We start from the raw sequence: 17,223 nt of genomic DNA, 5'->3' as shown, positions 1-17,223 counted from the left end.
GGGCATCCGGCGCAGCCCCGCTCGAACTTTCCACATGTCGTAGTTTGGAGCCATGCAGGTGACATCATGACAATCTCCGGGGCCTGGCGACGCGCGGCCCGTGGGGCCGGCCTGCTCGCCGCGGACGGCACCGTCGCCGCGAGCATTTTCGCGGAGATGAGTGCCCTCGCCCTGCGCACCGGCGCCATCAACCTCGGCCAGGGATTCCCCGACGAGGACGGCCCTGCCGAGGTTCTCGAAGCCGCACGCCAGGCGATCTCCGACGGTGCGAACCAGTACCCGCCGGGGCGCGGCTTGCGCGTGCTGCGAGGCGCCATCGCTCGGCATCAGCACCGGTTCTACGGCCTGTCCGTCGATCCGGATACCGAGGTCCTGGTGACGGCGGGTGCCACCGAGGCGCTGGCGGCAACCGTTCTCGCACTGCTCGACCCCGGCGACGAGGTTGTCACGCTGGAGCCGTTCTACGACGCCTACGGGGGCCTGATCGCGCTGGGCGGGGGCATCCATCGCACGGTGCGCCTGCGGGCGCCCGATTTCCAGCCGGACCCCGACGAACTGCGCGCCGCCATCACGGACCGCACCCGACTGATTATCGTGAACAATCCGCACAACCCCACTGGGGCCGTGCTGCCGCGCGAGACCCTGGAACTCATCGTGTCCCTCGCACACCGTCACGACGCGCTCATCGTGACCGACGAGGTCTACGAGCACCTCACCTTCGGTGTCGCCCACGTGCCCGTCGCGACGATTCCGGGCGCGAGCGAGCGCACCATCACGATCTCCTCCGGTGGGAAGACATTCAACACCACCGGCTGGAAGATCGGCTGGCTTACCGCCCCATCCGCTCTTGTCACCGCAATCCTGGCCGTGAAGCAGTTCCTCACCTATGTGAACGGCGCGCCGTTCCAGCCGGCGATCGCGCGGGGCCTCGACCTGCCGGACACCTTCTACGCTGGTGTCGCCGCCGACCTGCAGGCCAAGCGTGATGTTCTCGAGAGCGGCCTGATCGAAGCGGGGTTCACGGTCAGTCGACCTCAGGGGTCGTATTTCATCGTGGCGGATGCCGCGCCGCTCGGCTACCCTGACGGCGCCGAGTTTTGCCGGGTGCTGCCCGATCTCGCCGGGGTGGTCGCGGTTCCGATCGGCGCGTTCTGCTCCGCCCGGCACCGGTCCGAGTATGCCTCGCTGGTGCGATTCGCCTACTGTAAAAAGGTGGACGTGCTTGAGCGCGCCGCCGCCCAGCTGGCCGGCATCATCGCCCGTTAGCAGCCCGGCAGCCGCCGCTTTGGAGGTGCCGACAGGGGTTCTAGTGCGCCAGTGCCGGGTAGTCCGTGTAGCCCTCGGCTCCGGCACCGTAGAAGGTAAGAGGGTCGGGAGTGTTCAGCGGCAGGTCCTTGAGCCAGCGCGACACGAGGTCGGGGTTGGCGATCACGGCACGGCCCACGACGACCGCATCCGCCAGTTCGTCGGCGATGATGGCCATCGCCTCGTCCCGGTCGGTGACCTCGCCGAAGCCACTGTTCACCAGGAGCGGCCCAGCGAAACGGGCACGCAGCTGCTGCACCAGTTCGCCGGCCGGCTCGCGGTGCAGGATGCTCAGGTACGCAAGGCCCAGCGGAGCGAGTGCGTCGGCGAGCGCGCCATAGGTGGCCATAAGGTCGGCGGCATCTGTTTCGAGGGCATCCTGGATGTTGTGCTCCGGCGAGACCCGGATGCCGACGCGGCCGGCGCCGATCGCCTCGGCCACCGCGGTGACGACCTCGACGACGAAACGGGCCCGGTTCTGCGGGGAGCCGCCGTAGATGTCGTCGCGCTGGTTGGAGGCCGGCGAGAGGAACTCGTGCAGGAGGTAACCGTTCGCGGAGTGAATCTCGACGCCGTCGAGTCCCGCGGCGATGGCGTTACGGGAGGCCTGCACGAAGTCCGCGATCACGCCGGGGAGTTCGTCGAGTGTGAGGGCGTGCGGTACCGGGTAGGCAGCCTTTCCCGCGTAGGTGCGGGTATCGCCCTGGATGGCGATGGCGCTGGGAGCCACGACCTCGCGGCCGCCGTTGGTGCCCTCGTGGGTGACGCGGCCCGCGTGCATTACCTGGGCGACCAGGCGCCCGCCGGCGGAGTGCACGGCGTCGGCGACGTTGGTCCAGCCGGCGATCTGCTCGGGGGTGACCAGCCCCGGCTGGCCGGGAAAGCCCTGACCGGCGTGGCTGGGGTAGGTGCCCTCGGTCACGATCAAGCCGAGCGAAGCACGCTGCTTATAATGCTCGACGACGAGGGGGCCGGGAACGCCCTCGATTCCGGACCGAACCCGGGTCAGCGGCGCCATGACGAGCCGGTTGGGCAGTTCCAGGTCACCGAGGGACAACGGGGAGAAAAGATTCACGAATAGCTCTTTCTGTGGGTCAGGGTGTCGCCGGACGGAGCGTGCGCCGTCTCGGACAGGGGAAGCAGCTTCCCCCTGGGGCCAACGGCCCTGCTCTCCCGCGCATTCCCCTCACCCGTCACGGTCGGGCAATCCACAGGAGCCGACGCACCGAACCAGCATTATGAGCACCATCGCCGAGACCCGGCCGACGACGTCGCCACGGAGCTTCCCGACCCCGGATGCACCGACCCCGGATGCACCGACCCGGGAGGACCCGGACCGCACCGGATACTGCCCGTTCCCTCTGTCGTCCGACGCCCGGGCCTTCGGACTGACCACGAGCTCCATGCGGCTGCGCCAGGCAACGGTTTCGGTGCGGCACGGCCGCCGTACCGGGAGCGAAACCGCGACCATCCTGCTGCACGGCGCCGCGGGATCCTGGACGACCTGGACGCCGCTGCTGGCCGCGGCCGAAGCCTCCGGTCTCGGCCTGACCGACCTGATCATCCCCGACCTGCCCGGCTGGGGGGACTCGCCGCTTCCGGCGGCGGGACCCTCTCGTTCCATCGAGGCAACCGCTGCGGTGGTGGCCGAGATCGCCTGGGCGCTCGGCTACCGCTCCTGGACCGTGATCGGCCACTCCCTCGGCGGCTTCGTGGCACTCGAACTTGCCGCAAGCGAGACCCGGTCGACCGCGTTCGTCGGCCTCGTCTCGGCCACGACGTTCTCGGTGATCGACACCGTGCGGCACCCGGTCGCCCGGTTCGCCGCGCTGCCGGGGTACAGCGCCCTGCTGCCGGTACTGCGGGCCGTCGCCCGGGCCGGGCGCGCCGGCCACGGTCTGATCCGCCTGCTCCACCGCACCGGGCTGCTGCGCACGCTGGCGGCGCCGTTGTTCCGCCGACCGGAGCTGCTGCACGAGAGCGTCATCGGGGCCCTTGCGACCGAGCTGCGCCCGCAGGCGTTCGCCGTGGCATCCGACCTCGCCGGAACCTACGACGCCAACCGCTGGGCCCGGATCGAGTGCGCCGTGCACGCAACCCAGGGTGACGCCGACATTTTCGTGGCGGCGACGGATGCGGCCAGGCTCCGCGCGGTCATCCGCGGCTTCGATCTGGTCACGGTGCCGGGCACCGGGCATTTCGCGCACGTGGAGAAACCGTATGAGACGCTGCTTCACCTGTTGCCGAACGGATGCCTGCCCCGGTCAGGCGTGTTCCCGCAGTAGTAGTCGCTGTGTCCTGGACGATCCCGCGGCACGGCTGTTTCCCTTGTCAAGCGAGTTCATAGCGACCAAACTGAGGAGCAGTCCTGAGATCTGGTCACCCTGTGCGGCCGGCCTCTGAACAGCCCCACCGATTGAAAGCGGCTCCCCATGGGTTCGTTGACGTATGACAGGGTCACGGTCGAATTCGACGACCGGATATTGGCGCATCTCCAGATCGTGATCGTACAGAAACTCCGCCGGGGCGAAAGCTTCCTGCTCTCCTGGCGAAACGCCGCCGAAGCCGGAAACGGTCGCAGTTCCGCGTGGCTGCACCCGGCCATTCCCCTGTATTTCAAGTTCTCCGGCGGTCAGCCGCCGAGCATCAACCCGCTATGGCTCGCCCAGCTCACCCGTTCCGCTAACAGTTCCCAGGGTCTGGTGGCCACCGGCGAGGAGCGGGCGATGGGTGAACCCGAACATCCGGAGCGCACCGACCGCGGTCATCGCCCGGATCAGAAGTTCACGGTGCGCGCGGCGCCCGCCTCGCAGGACACCATCGCCACCGAACTCTGAGCTGGCTGCACGCTCAGCGGGGCACGACCGCGAAGCGACGCAGGGCCAGCGATGGATTGCGGGCGCGCACGGCTGTGAGGCGCTCCGACAGCACCCAGGCGACGGCGACATCCGTTGTCTCGCCGATGGTGACCAGTTCCACGCCCATCGGGTCGACCACCATGCTGTTGCCGACGCCCACTGGCGGGGCGTGGTCGGCGGCCGCCACGTAGACCGTGTTCTCCAGGGCGCGCGCTGTCAGCAGCGTGCGCCAGTGCTGTTCCTTCAACGGTCCCCGCACCCACTCGGCGGGCACCAGCACCAGTTCGGCCCCCGCGTCGACCAGGCGGCGCGTCACCTCCGGGAAACGGATGTCGTAGCAGGTCTGCAGTCCCACCCGCAGTCCCGCCACCTCGAACGTCTCGGGTTCCTCCACGGCGCCAGGCCGCACCCAGTCCGATTCACGGTCGCCGAAAGCGTCGTAGAGGTGCAGCTTGCGGTACTTCGCGACGAGTTCGCCGGCCGGATCCACCGCGACGAGGGTGTTGAAGAAGCGGCTCGGGTCATCCGTGGCCTCCAGCATGCCGGCCACGACATGCACGCCGAGTTCTACCGCGAGCGCGGCGAGGGCGGCCACGAAGGGGCCGTCCACAGGTTCGGCCGCGGCGGCGAAAGAGGGCCCCAGGACCGGTTCGAAGAAAGAGGAGTACTCGGGGAAGACGACCAGCCGGGCTCCGCGGCCGACGGCCGTCTCGGCGAGGGCACGCATGGCGGCGAGATTCACGGCCGGCTCGCGGCCGGGGGCGAACTGGGCCACCGCAACCCCCAGGGCAGCCACAGGGCAGGAGCCAGCGCCGGCAGCTGCAGCTGCAGCGGGAGCAGGATCGCGCGTCTCGAGGGGATCGATCATGGCGTCAGCCTAGCCGCCGGCAACGCGTCGGCCGGGGTCGCGGCATCCGTAGCCCTCGGTCCGTACCGGTCCTGGGTTCCAGGGTTCAGCGGGGTGGCCTAACGTATATGCGTGTCTCCCCCTCCGCTGGTCTCCCGCCTGGTTCGCCCCGAGGCGCTGACCCTGCCCCTGCGCCGAACCGAAGGACTGGCAGCGATCCTCGGGCTGCTCGGCCTCCTCGTCTCGGCGGCAGGATCGTGGCGGCCCTCGTATTGGGGCGACGAGGCGGCCAGCGTGATGTCGGCGGAACGTTCCCTGCCGGGGCTCTTCCGACTTCTGGACAACGTCGACGCGGTGCACGGCGCCTATTATCTGCTGCTGCACGTCTGGATCGGCCTCTTCGGCTCTTCGGAGCTGGCGACTCGCGGGCTGAGCGCCCTCTTCGTCGGCTTCGCGACGGCCGGCACCTTCGTGCTGGCACGCACCCTGATCTCCCACCGGGTCGGCGTGCTCGCGGCCATCGTCTTCGCGCTGCTCCCCCGGGTCACCTACATGGGCGCCGAAGCCCGTTCGGCCGCCGTCGCCACGGCCGTTGTGGTGTGGCTGACCGTTCTGCTGGTGCACCTGCTGCGGAGCCGCTATCAGGATCGCGCCACCCGCTTCGCGCTCTGGGCGGCTTACACCGCGCTCCTGGCCCTGGGAATCTACTTCTTCCTCTTCGTGCTGCTGCTGATCCCGGTGCTCGGCCTCGCCGTGCTGCTGATACCGCCGGAGGGCGACAGGTGGGCGGGCATTCGCGCCTGGACCCTGGCCACGGCCTCCGGGCTCGCCCTGGCTGCCCCCGTGATGGCGGCCAGCCTTCAGCAGCGCGATCAGATCGCCTTCATCGGGCGGCGCCCGCCGATCGCCGTGCTCACCGCCGCAGTGCACCAGTGGTTCGGCAACGTACCGCTGGCCGTTCTGGCGTGGGGTCTGATCCTGCTGGCGGTGGTGATGGTCTTCGCCGTGCGCGGGCGGCGGGCCGCACCAACAGCAAACAGGGCGGCCCTGGCGGTCATGCTGGCTTGGCTGATCGTGCCGAGCGCAGCGCTCCTGATCGGCACGCACCTCGTCACGCCGATGTACTCGCTGCGGTACCTGTCGGTGGGTACGCCGGCGGCGGCGATCGCGATCGCCATGGGGATCGCCTGCCTCCGGCCGCTCTGGCCGCAGGCCGCCGCGCTGGGCCTGATCACGGCTCTCATGCTGCCCACCTATCTCGACCAGCGCGGCGAGTTCGGCAAGAACTACGGCAGTGACCTGCGCCAGGCGTCCGAGGTCGTGCGGGCCGGCGCGCAGCCCGGAGACGCGGTCGTTTTCGACGAGAGCGTGCGGCCCTCCCGCAAGCCCCGTCTCGCCCTGCGGCTCTACCCGGCCGCGTTCGAGGGCCTGCGGGACGTCACCCTCGCGGTACCGTTCGACGCCACCAACGACTTGTGGGACGTGGCTGTGCCGCTGGAGCAGGTGACCGACCGACTTTCCGGCACGAACCGGGTCTGGGTGCTGCTGAACCAGGCCAGCGGTGAGAATAGGCGGGGGGACAACATCCGCATCCTGCAACAACTCGGGTTCACGGTCGCCGAGTCGACCATGCTGAACCGCACGCAGATCATCGAAATGACAAGGTAGCCCCATGGCTCGGACTCTGATCATCATCCCGACCTACAACGAGCAGGGCAACGTCGCGTCGATCGTGTCCCGGGTGCGCGCGAGCGTGCCGGCGGCCGACGTTCTGGTCGTCGATGATTCCTCCCCGGACGGCACGGGGCAGTTGGCTGACGCGCTGGCCGCCACCGATTCCCAGGTGCACGCCCTGCACCGCTCCCGGAAGAGCGGCCTCGGAGCCGCCTATCTCGAGGCCTTCGCCTGGGGGCTCTCCCGCGGCTTCGACCGACTGGTGCAGCTCGACGCTGACGGATCGCACCTGCCAGAGCAACTGCCGACCCTGCTCGAGGCCGCGGAGACGGCGGATGTGGTGTTGGGCTCCCGCTGGGTCCCGGGCGGAATGGTGCGGAACTGGCCGTGGCACCGGCGTCTGCTGTCGCGGGGCGGATCGGTCTACTCGCGCGTGCTGCTCCGGCTGCCCCAGCGAGACGTCACCGGCGGTTACCGCGTCTTCACGGCGCATGCCCTCCGGCGAATGGACCTCTCCGGCGTCGAGAGCCTGGGCTACTGCTTCCAGATCGACATGCTGCTGCATGCGGTTCGGGCCGGGCTCAGCGTTGTCGAGAAGCCGATCACGTTCGTGGAGCGCACCGTCGGTTCCTCGAAGATGAGTGCCGCGATCGTGGCCGAGGCGATGGCCCGTGTCACGATCTGGGGTCTCACCGGCAGGAACGCTCGCCGCGTTGCCGCGTCTGCACCGACATCCCTGCCGCGTGCCCGCTGACCGGACCCGCAGGCCGCCCCATAGGGCGTGACTTCTGGTCAGAGTGACTATAAGATGAATCCATTCAGTTAGAGTCACAATGACCTTTACTTGGTGAATAACAGTGGATGCGCGAATAAACACCCAGCTTGAGGCGGCCCTCGCCGTGTCGACAGTCATTTTCGCCCTGCGGCCGGATCCGGAATCCGGCCACTCGACCCTGTGGCTGCCGCTTGTACGCCGCACCCGGGAACCCTACCTCGGTCAGTGGGCGTTGCCCGGCGGCGGCCTGCGGGCCGATGAGCGCCTGGCCGGCGCGGCCGCGCGCGCCCTGCGCGAGACCACGGGCCTGACCCCCAAGTACCTCGAGCAGCTCTACACCTTCGGGGATCCGGGGCGTTCCCCCGGCGGCCGGGTCGTCTCGGTCGTCTACTGGGCGCTCGTCGAGTCCGGTGAGGCGGCGCTGGCCGTCGAGGACGAGAACGTGCGGTGGTTTCCGGCCGACCACCTGTCGCCGCTCGCCTTCGACCACAACCTCATCGTGGAATACGCCCTCTGGCGCCTGCGCACCAAGGTGGAGTACTCCCGCATCGCGCACGCGTTCCTCGGCGAGACCTTCACGCTCGCGCAGCTGCGCGAGGTGCATGAGGCCGTGCTGCAGAAGGCCCTCGACCCGGCCAACTTCCGCCGCACGATCGAGGGGTCAGGCACCGTGGTCGACACCGGCCAGCGCGTAGCCGGCGTACCGCATCGGCCGCCCCGCCTCTACCGCTACAACGATTCCGTTCATGCCACCACTCCGGGTGCGCTCGAGCCGGCCATCGGCTGAGCCTGACTCTTCCTCCCAGCACCCTCCTGCTGGCCACCGCTTGTCCGACTGTCGCTTTGTATGAATATCAAGGAGTAACCGCATGACCATCGCATCGGTCGACCAGACCATTCGACTCATCAGCACGGGAGCTGCCACCGGCAGCACGTGCAGCCCCGACCTGCTCACCGCTCCGTGGGAGTTTGATTCCGGCACGCCGGGCTATGGCCCGGGGTCGTCGATGGGCGATGTCATCCCCACCGGGTCACCGCGGCAGGGTGAGCTGCCCGAGGTCTACCGTCGCGCGTCGACGGAGGAACTCGGCGACCGCATCCGTACTGCCAAGGCCACGCTCGGCGACCGGGTCGTGGTCCTCGGGCACTTTTACCAGCGCGAGGAGGTGTTGGCGCACGCGGACTTCGTGGGCGACTCCTTCCAGCTGGCGCAGGCCACGAAGAGCCGTCCGGATGCCGAGGCGATCGTCTTCTGCGGAGTGCACTTCATGGCCGAAACCGCCGACTTGCTTTCCACGCCGGAGCAGGCGGTCATACTACCCAACCTCGCCGCCGGCTGCTCGATGGCCGATATGGCCGATATCGACTCCGTCACCGATTGCTGGGAACAGCTGGAGGACCTCTACGGCAGCGAGCAGGGCGTCGACGGCCGCGTGCCCGTGATCCCGGTCACCTACATGAATTCCTCGGCCGCGCTGAAGGCGTTCTGCGGCGAGCACGGCGGCATCGTCTGCACCTCCTCCAACGCCGAGACCGTGCTCGAGTGGGCCTTCGCCCGCGGCAGCCGCGTTCTCTTCTTCCCCGACCAGCACCTCGGCCGCAACACCGCCAAGGCGATGGGGGTGCCCCTCGAGCGGATGCCGATGTGGAACCCGCGCAAGGCCCTCGGCGGCAACACGGCCGAGGAGCTCGAGGCCGCCCAGGTCGTGCTCTGGCACGGGTTCTGCAGCGTGCATAAGCGCTTCACGGTGGACCAGATCACCGCGGCCCGCCAGTCGCACCCGGACGTGCGCGTGGTCGTGCACCCGGAGTGCCCGATGGGCGTCGTCGACGCCGCCGATTCCTACGGCTCGACCGACTTCATCAAGAAGGCCATCGAGGCAGCCCCGGCCGGGTCCACGTTCGCCATCGGCACCGAGATCAACCTGGTGCAGCGGCTCGCCGCACAGCACCCCGAGCACACCATCTTCTGCCTCGACCCGGTGGTCTGCCCCTGCTCCACCATGTACCGCATCCACTCGGGCTACCTGGCCTGGGTGCTCGAAGCGCTGGTCGGCACCGCGGACCGCGCGCCCGAGGTGCTCAATCGCATCCAGGTATCGGGCGAGGTTGCCGGCAACGCCCGCGTCGCCCTCGAACGGATGCTTTCCGCCAAGCCGCCCGTCTCCATCGAGGCCTGACCGTGACCCGCGTGCTCGTCGTCGGCAGTGGGCTGGCCGGACTCATCGCCGCGGTGCGTGCGACGGATGCCGGCCACCAGGTCACCCTCGTCACGAAAGCGGCCCTGCCCGACAGCAACACCCGCTGGGCCCAGGGCGGGATCGCCGCGGCCATGTTCCCCGACGACTCGGTCGAGTCACACGTACAGGACACCCTGCGAGCCGGGGCCGGACTCTGCGACCCGGTCGCAGTGCACGTGCTCTGTTCCGAGGGACCGGCTCGGGTGCGGGACCTGATCCGGTTCGGTGTGGACTTCGACCGCGACGAGTCCGGGGTGACCCGCGGACTGGAGGCTGCCCACTCCCGCTCGCGGGTGCTGCACGCCGGCGGGGACGCCACGGGCGCAGCCATCGAGGCTGCCCTCGTGGCGACGGTGCGTGAACGGGCCGCCCGCTCGCTGCGGGGCGTGGGCGCCCGCCTGCGCGTGCAGGAACACACAATGCTGGTTGATCTGACCGTGCAGGACGGTCGCGTGACCGGGGCTGTCCTCCTCGGGCCCGACGAAGCACTCCGCACGATCCTGGCCGACACGGTGATCCTGGCGACCGGCGGTGCCGGCGAGCTCTTCCCGCACACCACGAACCCGGCTCTGGCGACGGGCGACGGCGTGGCCGCTGCGTGGCGCGCGGGGGCATCCGTCGCCGACCTCGAGTTCTACCAGTTCCACCCGACCGCACTCGCCGTTCCCGGTACCCCGCTGGTCTCCGAGGCGGTGCGCGGGGAAGGCGCCGTGCTGCGAAATGCGTCGGGCCACCGCTTCATGCTCGACCTGCACCCCGATGCGGAACTCGCCCCGCGCGACATCGTGGCCAGAGGCATCGCCCGAGAAATGACCAGCCAGGGCGGCGAACCGGTGCGACTGGACGCCACCGGTCTCGGCCGCGAACTTCTCGAGCGACGCTTCCCGACCATCACCGCGGCCTGCCGTGCTGCCGACCTGGACTGGGCCGTCGAATCGATCCCGGTCGCCCCGGCGGCGCACTACTGGATGGGCGGGGTGCTCACGGATATCTGGGGCCGCACCAGCCTGCCCGGCCTGTTCGCCGTGGGGGAAGTGGCCCGCACCGGCGCCCACGGCGCCAACCGGTTGGCCTCCAACTCTCTGCTCGAGGCGGCCGTGTTCGCCGACCGGTCCGTGCGCGCGCTGCGCCTGCCGGTTCGGGTGTCGGCGGGGGTCTCGGTCGTGACCGGCTCGACCACCGGGGGGTTGCCTGCCGGCGTCGACCGTGACGCGGTACAGCAGCTGATGTGGGAGTGCGCGGGAGTGCTGCGGAGTGGGGAGAAACTCGCCGAGGCATCCGTCACCCTGGCCGACTGGGCCACCCGCCCGACGGGCCCGGACGAAACCACTGCACCTAATATGCGGGTTCGGGCATATGAAGACACCAACCTGCTCGACCTGGCGCGGGTCACCGTGGCTTCCGCCCTGGCCCGGGAGGAATCGCGCGGCGCACATCACCGCTCCGACTACCCCGACGGCCGGCCCGAGTTCGCCCGCACCGTCGCCTGGACCCGCGGCACAGCCCCGGACACAGCCGACGGCATGCGGAGCACCCTGAATCTGGACCACCCCACTGAGGCCGAGGAGGCCATTGCATGCTGACCATGAACGCCATCGACACCGTCGTGCGCGCCGCGCTCGAGGAGGACGCCCCCTGGGGTGACCTCACCTCACAGGTGCTGATCCCCGCCGACGCCGCCGCGACCGCGCAGCTGGTCGCCCGGGAATCCGGCGTCTTCAGCGGTGGTGCCGTGTTCGCGGCGGCCTTCCGACTGACCGACGCGCGCATCGTCGTTCGGATGCTCGTGGCCGACGGCACCGTCTTCGACGCCGGTGACACCCTGGCGGAAGTGTCGGGGTCCGCCCGCGGCATTCTGCAGGCGGAGCGCATCGGCTTGAACTTCGTGCAGCGCATGAGCGGGATCGCCACACTGACAGCGCTCTACGTGGCCGAGACGGCCGGCACCCGCGCCCGCATCGTCGACACCCGCAAGACCACCCCGGGCCTGCGTGTGCTGGAACGTGCCGCGGTGCGCGACGGCGGCGGCCACAACCACCGCTTCAGCCTCTCCGACGCGATCATGGCCAAGGATAACCACCTGGCCGTGCTAACCGCGGGCGGCCTGAACCTCACCGAGGCGCTCCGGCAGGTGCGCGACCGCATCTCCCACACCACGCACCTCGAGGTGGAGGTGGACCGGATCGACCAAATCGAGCTTGTGCTTGCCGCCGGCGTCGACACGATCATGCTCGACAACTTCAGCCCCGACGACCTGCGCGAGGGCGTACGCCTCACGGGCGGCCGAGCACGCGTGGAGGCCAGCGGCGGCGTCTCTCTGCTGACCGTGCGCGGCATCGCCGAGACCGGCGTCGACATCATCTCGGTCGGGGCTATCACGCACAGCGTGCGCTCCCTCGACCTCGGCCTCGACGTCGTCATCCTCACCGAGGGCTGACCGGTCCGGCCATGATCTATCTCGACAACGCCGCGACCACCCCGGTGCGACGGGAAGTTCTCGAGGTGCTCTGGCAGCAGCTCGCGGGCCGGTTCGGCAACCCGTCGAGCCACCACCGAGTGGGTGAGGCCGCGGCCGCCGCGCTGGCCGAGGCGCGGGCCATGGTCGCGGGCGTGCTCGGGTGTCGGTCGGCCGACGTTGTGTTCACGACCGGCGGCACCGAGTCCAACAACCTCGCGATCAAGGGCATCGCCCTGGGCGCTCCACGCGGCCGTCACCTCATCACGACGCCGATCGAGCACGAGGCGGTACTCGAATCCTGCGACTATCTGCGCCGCCTGCACGGCTTCGAGGTGACGCTCCTGGACCCGGATGCCTCCGGCCGGGTGGATCCGGAACAGCTCCGCGCCGTGATCCGCCCGGATACCACCCTCGTCTCGGTGCAATACGCCAACAACGAGGTCGGCACCGTTCAGCGGCTCGCGGAACTGTCAGCCATCGCCCAGGGCGCCCGCGTGCCGCTCCACACCGACGCCGTGCAGGCGGCCGGCTGGCTTTCGGTCGACGTGGGGGCTCTCGGCGTCGATGCCCTGAGCCTGTCGGGCCACAAACTCGGCGCACCTCCCGGCATCGGGGTGCTTTTCCTGCGCCGCCGCATCGCGGTCGAACCGGTGCTGCACGGCGGCGGTCAGGAGCGCGGGCGCCGCAGCGGAACGGAGAACGTGCCCGGGGCGCTGGCGCTGGCGACCGCACTGCGCCTCGCCGAGGCGGAACGCACGGAGGCAGCGCCCCGCATCACCGCGCTGCGGGATGCCTTCATCACCACGGTTCTGAGCGGCACACCGTCGGCCCGGCTCACCGGCCACCCGACGGAGCGTCTGCCGGGCACCGCCTCGTTCGTCTTCCCGGGCACGAGCGGCGAGGCGGTGTTGCTCGAGCTGGAACAGCGCGGCATCGTCTGCTCGAGCGGGTCGGCCTGCGCGGCCGACAGTGACGAACCGTCCCACGTGCTGACCGCTCTGGGCATCCCGGCTGAGGTCGCCCAGACCGCCGTGCGGTTCACGCTGGCATCGACGACCACAGCAGCGGATGCGTCTGAAGCGGCCGCATCCGTTCAGGCCGCCGTGGGCACCGTCCGCAGTCTCGGCCGAGGCTGACCTGCCGGCGCTTCAGGCCCGGCTTCGCGCGCGTGACGCGCGCGTGCACGCGCGCGCCTGAAACCGAACTTACTGCGAGTTGTCAGACAATTTCCGAAGGTTTCGTTCCTCGCGGCGAAGATGCCCCCGATCAGCTAATCTGCTGACGGTGACCGACCCTGGACCGCTGACTGCACGTCCCTCGACGTGCGGCCGTCTGGCCAGCGCCCTAAGGTTATAAGTAAGAGGCGATAAGCCCAAGGTGGGCCGCCAAAAAGGGACACAATGACAATAATCGACAAACCAGTCACCGAGTCACTTGCCACTCAAATTGACTCTCTGGTTAAAGCCGCTCAGGTCGCGCTTCTGGATTACGCGAACTTCACGCAGGAACAAATCGACCACATCGTTAAGAAAGCCTCGGTGGCTGCTCTCAGCAAACACGCCGAGCTTGCCGTTCACGCCGTAGCCGAAACCGGCCGTGGCGTATTCGAAGATAAGGCCGTTAAAAATCTTTTCGCATGCGAACACGTTACGAACTCGATGCAAAACCTTAAGACCGTCGGCGTTATCAGCCGAGACGACATTACCGGCATTACTGAGATCGCTGAGCCGGTCGGCGTGATTTGCGGTGTGACCCCCGTTACGAACCCCACCTCGACCGCGATCTTCAAGTCGCTCATCGCACTGAAGACCCGCAACCCGATTGTTTTCGGTTTCCACCCGGGCGCCCAGCAGTCCTCTGTGGCCGCAGCGCGCGTCGTGCGCGACGCCGCCATCCTCGCCGGTGCACCGGCAAACTGCATCCAGTGGGTTGAAACGCCGTCCCTCGAGGCCACCAGCCTGCTGATGAACCACCCGGGCGTCGCAACCATCCTCGCCACCGGTGGCAACGCCATGGTCCGGGCCGCGTACTCCTGCGGCAAGCCCGCCCTCGGCGTCGGAGCGGGCAACGTTCCCGCCTTCATCGAGAAAAGCGCCAAGCTCAAGCGTGCCATCAACGACGTCGTGCTCTCCAAGTCTTTCGACTACGGCATGATCTGCGCGTCGGAGCAGGCCGTCATCATCGAAGAGCCGCTCTACGCAGAAGCCATGGCCGAGTTCAAGATCCTGCACACCTACCTGGTCACCCCGGCCGAGAAGCTTCTCCTCGAGGACTACATCTTCGGAGTCCAGGCCAACTCGACCAACTGTGGCGAGGCCAAGCTCAACGCCGCCGTCGTCGGCAAGTCGCCGGTCTGGATCGCCCAGCAGGCCGGATTCACCATCCCGGCCGACACATCGATCATCCTGGTCGAGGTCGCCGGAGTGGGACCGAACGAGCCGATGACCCGCGAAAAGCTGGCACCCGTTCTCGCCGTGCTGCATGCCAAGGACGCTGAAGAGGGCATTTCGCTCTCCGAGCAGATGGTTGAATTCGACGGCCTCGGCCACTCGGGCTCCATCCACAGCGAAAACCCGGCCATCATCGAAGAGTTCGGAACCCGCGTCAAGGCGGTCCGGATCATCACCAACGCTCCCAGCTCGCTCGGTGGTATCGGTGACATCTACAACGCGTTCATCCCGTCATTGACACTCGGCTGTGGCTCGTACGGACACAACTCCGTCTCGAACAACGTCTCCGCGATCAACCTCATCAACGTCAAGCGCATCGGCAGAAGGAACAACAACTTGCAGTGGTTCAAGGTCCCCGCCAAGACGTACTTCGAGCCGAACGCCATCCGTTACCTGGCGGACATGCGCAACGTCGAACGTGTCACGATCGTGACCGACTCGACCATGACCCGCCTCGGTTTCGTCGACAAGATCCTCGACATCCTGAACCGGCGCGAGGGCCGCGTCGCACTGCAGATCATCGACAACGTGCTGCCCGAACCGACCGTCTCAGCGGTCGAAAAGGGTGCCGCCGAAATGCGGGCCTTCAAGCCTGACACCATCATCGCCCTCGGCGGCGGCTCGCCGATGGACGCCGCGAAGGTCATGTGGCTGCTGTACGAACACCCCGAAATCGAATTCTCCGACATGAAGGAAAAGTTCTTCGACGTGCGCAAGCGCGCGTTCAAGTTCCCCGACCTCGGCGAACTGGCCAAGCTCGTCTGCATCCCCACCACTTCGGGCACCGGTTCGGAAATGACCCCGTTCGCCGTGATCACCGACGAAGTCACCGGAGTCAAGTACCCGCTCGCGGACTACGCCCTCCTGCCGACCGTCGCGATCATCGACCCCGTGCTCACGGCCATGATGCCGTCGTTCCTGGTTGCTGACTCGGGTTTCGACGCTCTCACACACGCCACCGAGGCCTACGTGTCCGTCTACGCGAACGACTTCACCGACGGCCTCTGCCTGCACGCGATCAAGCTGATCTTCGAGAACATCGTGACCAGCGTCAACGGCACCACCGCCAGCACCGACGGTGAGGTCATCAAGGCCCGCGAGAAGATGCACAACGCCTCGTCGATCGCCGGGATGGCGTTCGGCAACGCGTTCCTGGGTATTTGTCACGCGATGGCTCACGTCACCGGCGCGCAGCTCCACCTGATCCACGGCCGGGTCAACGCGACCTACCTGCCGCACGTGATCCGTTACAACGGCCTCATCCCCACCAAGCTCACCAGCTGGCCCAAGTACGAGAGCTACATCGCCCCGGAGCGCTTCCAGCAGATCGCGAAGCACCTCGGCCTCCCGGCGTCGACCCCGGCGGAGGGCGTCGAGTCCTACGCCCTGGCCGTGGAGAAGCTGCGCGACCTGGCCGGCATCAAGCCGTCCTTCCAGGCGCAGGGTGTGCCGGAAGAGGACTTCATCAGCCGCCTCGACAGCCTGGCCATGGGTGCTTACGGTGACCAGTGCGCACCGGCCAACCCGCGCATGCCGATGCTCGACGACATGCACACCATCATGGAGGCCGCGTACTACGGCACCTCTTTCAACGAGGTCCGCGCCGCTCGCGCGGCCGTCGAAGCAGTGGCACCGGCCGAAGAAAAGAAGTCGGCCCGCAAGGCAGGCAAGTAGCCGTCACCGCCTGATTGACTGGGGAACGGCCCCGCACCTGTTGGTGCGGGGCCGTTCTCGTGTACGGCCCACCCTGTGGCAGGAGCGAGCCTGGTCACAGTCGGTTCAGAGCCAGCGCGCTGCCACGGGGGTCTCCCCCGCATCGGAAGTAACGCCCGATCGGGCACGGCCGGCGGCCCAGGCGGCCAGGTCGGCGAGCGACCCCGTGACCTGGTCGGCGGCATCCGGATCGCCGTAGCCTGTGTGCGTCGAATCCGTCGCGGTGAGCCGGCGGCCCGCGTCCCCCCGGGAGGCCCAGGCACCGACGATCTCGCCGAGAAGCCGGTCGAATGCCTCCTCCGGCAGGTCCCGGAAGCCGGCACCGTGGTTGAGGTCGACGGCGTGGATCCAGAGTTCGCGGGTGCGCATCCAGATCGTGTCCCGCAGCGGCACCATGGCACCCTGCCCGTTCCTGACCGGAACGACCCAGCGGTCGTCCGCCAGCGCCAGCCAGCGTCGGTCCAGGTCGGCGGCCGAGTCCGCCCAGGATTCACGGACCGCATCGGAACTGAGGATGCTGCCCGCGACGATCTCCGCATTCCGCGCCTCCATCGAGGCAAACATCACCGTCTCGGCTCCGGTGTCGGCCCACTGTGCCAGCCGTCCGATCGCACGGGTGTTGGACGCGACGTGCGCGACGACCTGGCGCCGGGTCCAGCCCGGCAGCAGGGAGTCCCCGTCGAGTTCATCGTCTGTGAGCCCCTGCAGTTCGCGACCGAAGAATTCCGTGCCCCGCCGGGCGAGGTCCAGCGTCAACCGGCGTGCAGAAAGCTCAAACGGATCGTGGGGTGCGCTCATGGGGCCCCTTTCTCGAGTCAACGCGTATGGTCCCCACGCTACCCGGCGACCCACCCTCCCCAACGTTCCCTCGACGATGGTCGAGCCTGTCGAGACCGAGACCGT

At 68.4% G+C, this 17,223-nt stretch carries 14 protein-coding genes; 11 read left to right on the top strand and 3 right to left on the bottom strand.

What is annotated here, in order from left to right:
- Positions 1-66: 66 nt before the first annotated feature.
- Entirely contained in the window at positions 67-1,266 is a 1,200-nt protein-coding gene (locus E3O47_RS06470) for an aminotransferase class I/II-fold pyridoxal phosphate-dependent enzyme (RefSeq protein WP_134419890.1), read from the top strand.
- Between the two features lie 40 nt (positions 1,267-1,306).
- On the opposite strand, the gene E3O47_RS06465 is transcribed toward E3O47_RS06470, so the two are convergent.
- Positions 1,307-2,380, bottom strand: coding sequence for an alkene reductase (locus tag E3O47_RS06465; protein WP_134419888.1), 1,074 nt, complete (start codon positions 2,378-2,380; stop codon positions 1,307-1,309).
- A 163-nt stretch (positions 2,381-2,543) separates the two neighbouring features.
- Here E3O47_RS06465 and E3O47_RS06460 point away from each other — a divergent pair, with 163 nt between their 5' ends.
- Both E3O47_RS06460 and E3O47_RS06455 read left to right on the top strand, forming a co-directional pair.
- Positions 2,544-3,590, top strand: coding sequence for an alpha/beta hydrolase (locus E3O47_RS06460; protein ID WP_166785342.1), 1,047 nt, complete (start codon positions 2,544-2,546; stop codon positions 3,588-3,590).
- A 147-nt stretch (positions 3,591-3,737) separates the two neighbouring features.
- Positions 3,738-4,142 carry an ATP-dependent DNA ligase gene (locus E3O47_RS06455; RefSeq protein WP_233191304.1) on the top strand — a complete coding sequence of 135 codons (405 nt, stop codon included), beginning with the start codon at positions 3,738-3,740 and terminating at the stop codon, positions 4,140-4,142.
- A gap of 13 nt (positions 4,143-4,155) precedes the next feature.
- Here the strand turns inward: E3O47_RS06455 and E3O47_RS06450 are convergent, their stop codons facing one another.
- On the bottom strand, positions 4,156-5,031 hold the full coding sequence (locus E3O47_RS06450; protein ID WP_104100232.1) for a carbon-nitrogen hydrolase family protein: 876 nt from the start codon (positions 5,029-5,031) through the stop codon (positions 4,156-4,158).
- Positions 5,032-5,142: 111 nt separating this feature from the next.
- Here E3O47_RS06450 and E3O47_RS06445 point away from each other — a divergent pair, with 111 nt between their 5' ends.
- The 8 genes from E3O47_RS06445 (at position 5,143) to adhE (ending at position 16,281) form a co-directional block, all read left to right on the top strand.
- Positions 5,143-6,678, top strand: a complete 1,536-nt coding sequence (locus E3O47_RS06445) for a glycosyltransferase family 39 protein (protein ID WP_104100233.1) — start codon at positions 5,143-5,145, stop codon at positions 6,676-6,678.
- A 4-nt stretch (positions 6,679-6,682) separates the two neighbouring features.
- Positions 6,683-7,438, top strand: a complete 756-nt coding sequence (locus E3O47_RS06440) for a polyprenol monophosphomannose synthase (RefSeq protein ID WP_104100234.1) — start codon at positions 6,683-6,685, stop codon at positions 7,436-7,438.
- A 103-nt stretch (positions 7,439-7,541) separates the two neighbouring features.
- A complete protein-coding gene (locus E3O47_RS06435) occupies positions 7,542-8,246 on the top strand; it encodes an NUDIX domain-containing protein (protein ID WP_134419884.1) in 705 nt (234 codons plus the stop codon).
- An 82-nt stretch (positions 8,247-8,328) separates the two neighbouring features.
- Positions 8,329-9,639 (top strand): quinolinate synthase NadA, encoded by a 1,311-nt coding sequence (gene nadA / locus E3O47_RS06430; RefSeq protein WP_104100236.1) that lies wholly within the window; start codon positions 8,329-8,331, stop codon positions 9,637-9,639.
- Positions 9,640-9,641: 2 nt separating this feature from the next.
- Positions 9,642-11,282 (top strand): L-aspartate oxidase, encoded by a 1,641-nt coding sequence (gene nadB / locus E3O47_RS06425; protein ID WP_134416088.1) that lies wholly within the window; start codon positions 9,642-9,644, stop codon positions 11,280-11,282.
- A complete protein-coding gene (gene nadC, locus E3O47_RS06420; RefSeq protein WP_104100238.1) occupies positions 11,276-12,136 on the top strand; it encodes a carboxylating nicotinate-nucleotide diphosphorylase in 861 nt (286 codons plus the stop codon). The genes nadB and nadC overlap by 7 nt, the downstream gene beginning before the upstream one ends.
- Positions 12,137-12,147: 11 nt before the next feature.
- Positions 12,148-13,293: a cysteine desulfurase family protein gene (locus E3O47_RS06415; protein WP_134419882.1), complete on the top strand. Its 1,146-nt coding sequence runs from the start codon at positions 12,148-12,150 to the stop codon at positions 13,291-13,293.
- A gap of 264 nt (positions 13,294-13,557) precedes the next feature.
- Positions 13,558-16,281 (top strand): bifunctional acetaldehyde-CoA/alcohol dehydrogenase, encoded by a 2,724-nt coding sequence (gene adhE / locus E3O47_RS06410; protein WP_104100240.1) that lies wholly within the window; start codon positions 13,558-13,560, stop codon positions 16,279-16,281.
- Between the two features lie 105 nt (positions 16,282-16,386).
- On the opposite strand, the gene E3O47_RS06405 is transcribed toward adhE, so the two are convergent.
- Complete coding sequence (locus tag E3O47_RS06405) at positions 16,387-17,118, bottom strand: maleylpyruvate isomerase family mycothiol-dependent enzyme (RefSeq protein WP_104100241.1); 732 nt, start codon at positions 17,116-17,118, stop codon at positions 16,387-16,389.
- Positions 17,119-17,223: the final 105 nt, after the last annotated feature.

Source organism: Cryobacterium sp. TMT2-17-1, assembly GCF_004402765.1.
Classification (GTDB): Bacteria; Actinomycetota; Actinomycetes; order Actinomycetales; family Microbacteriaceae; genus Cryobacterium; species Cryobacterium sandaracinum.
The sequence above is the reverse complement of the archived record's forward strand: the minus strand, read 5'-3'. Positions and strand labels throughout refer to the sequence as shown.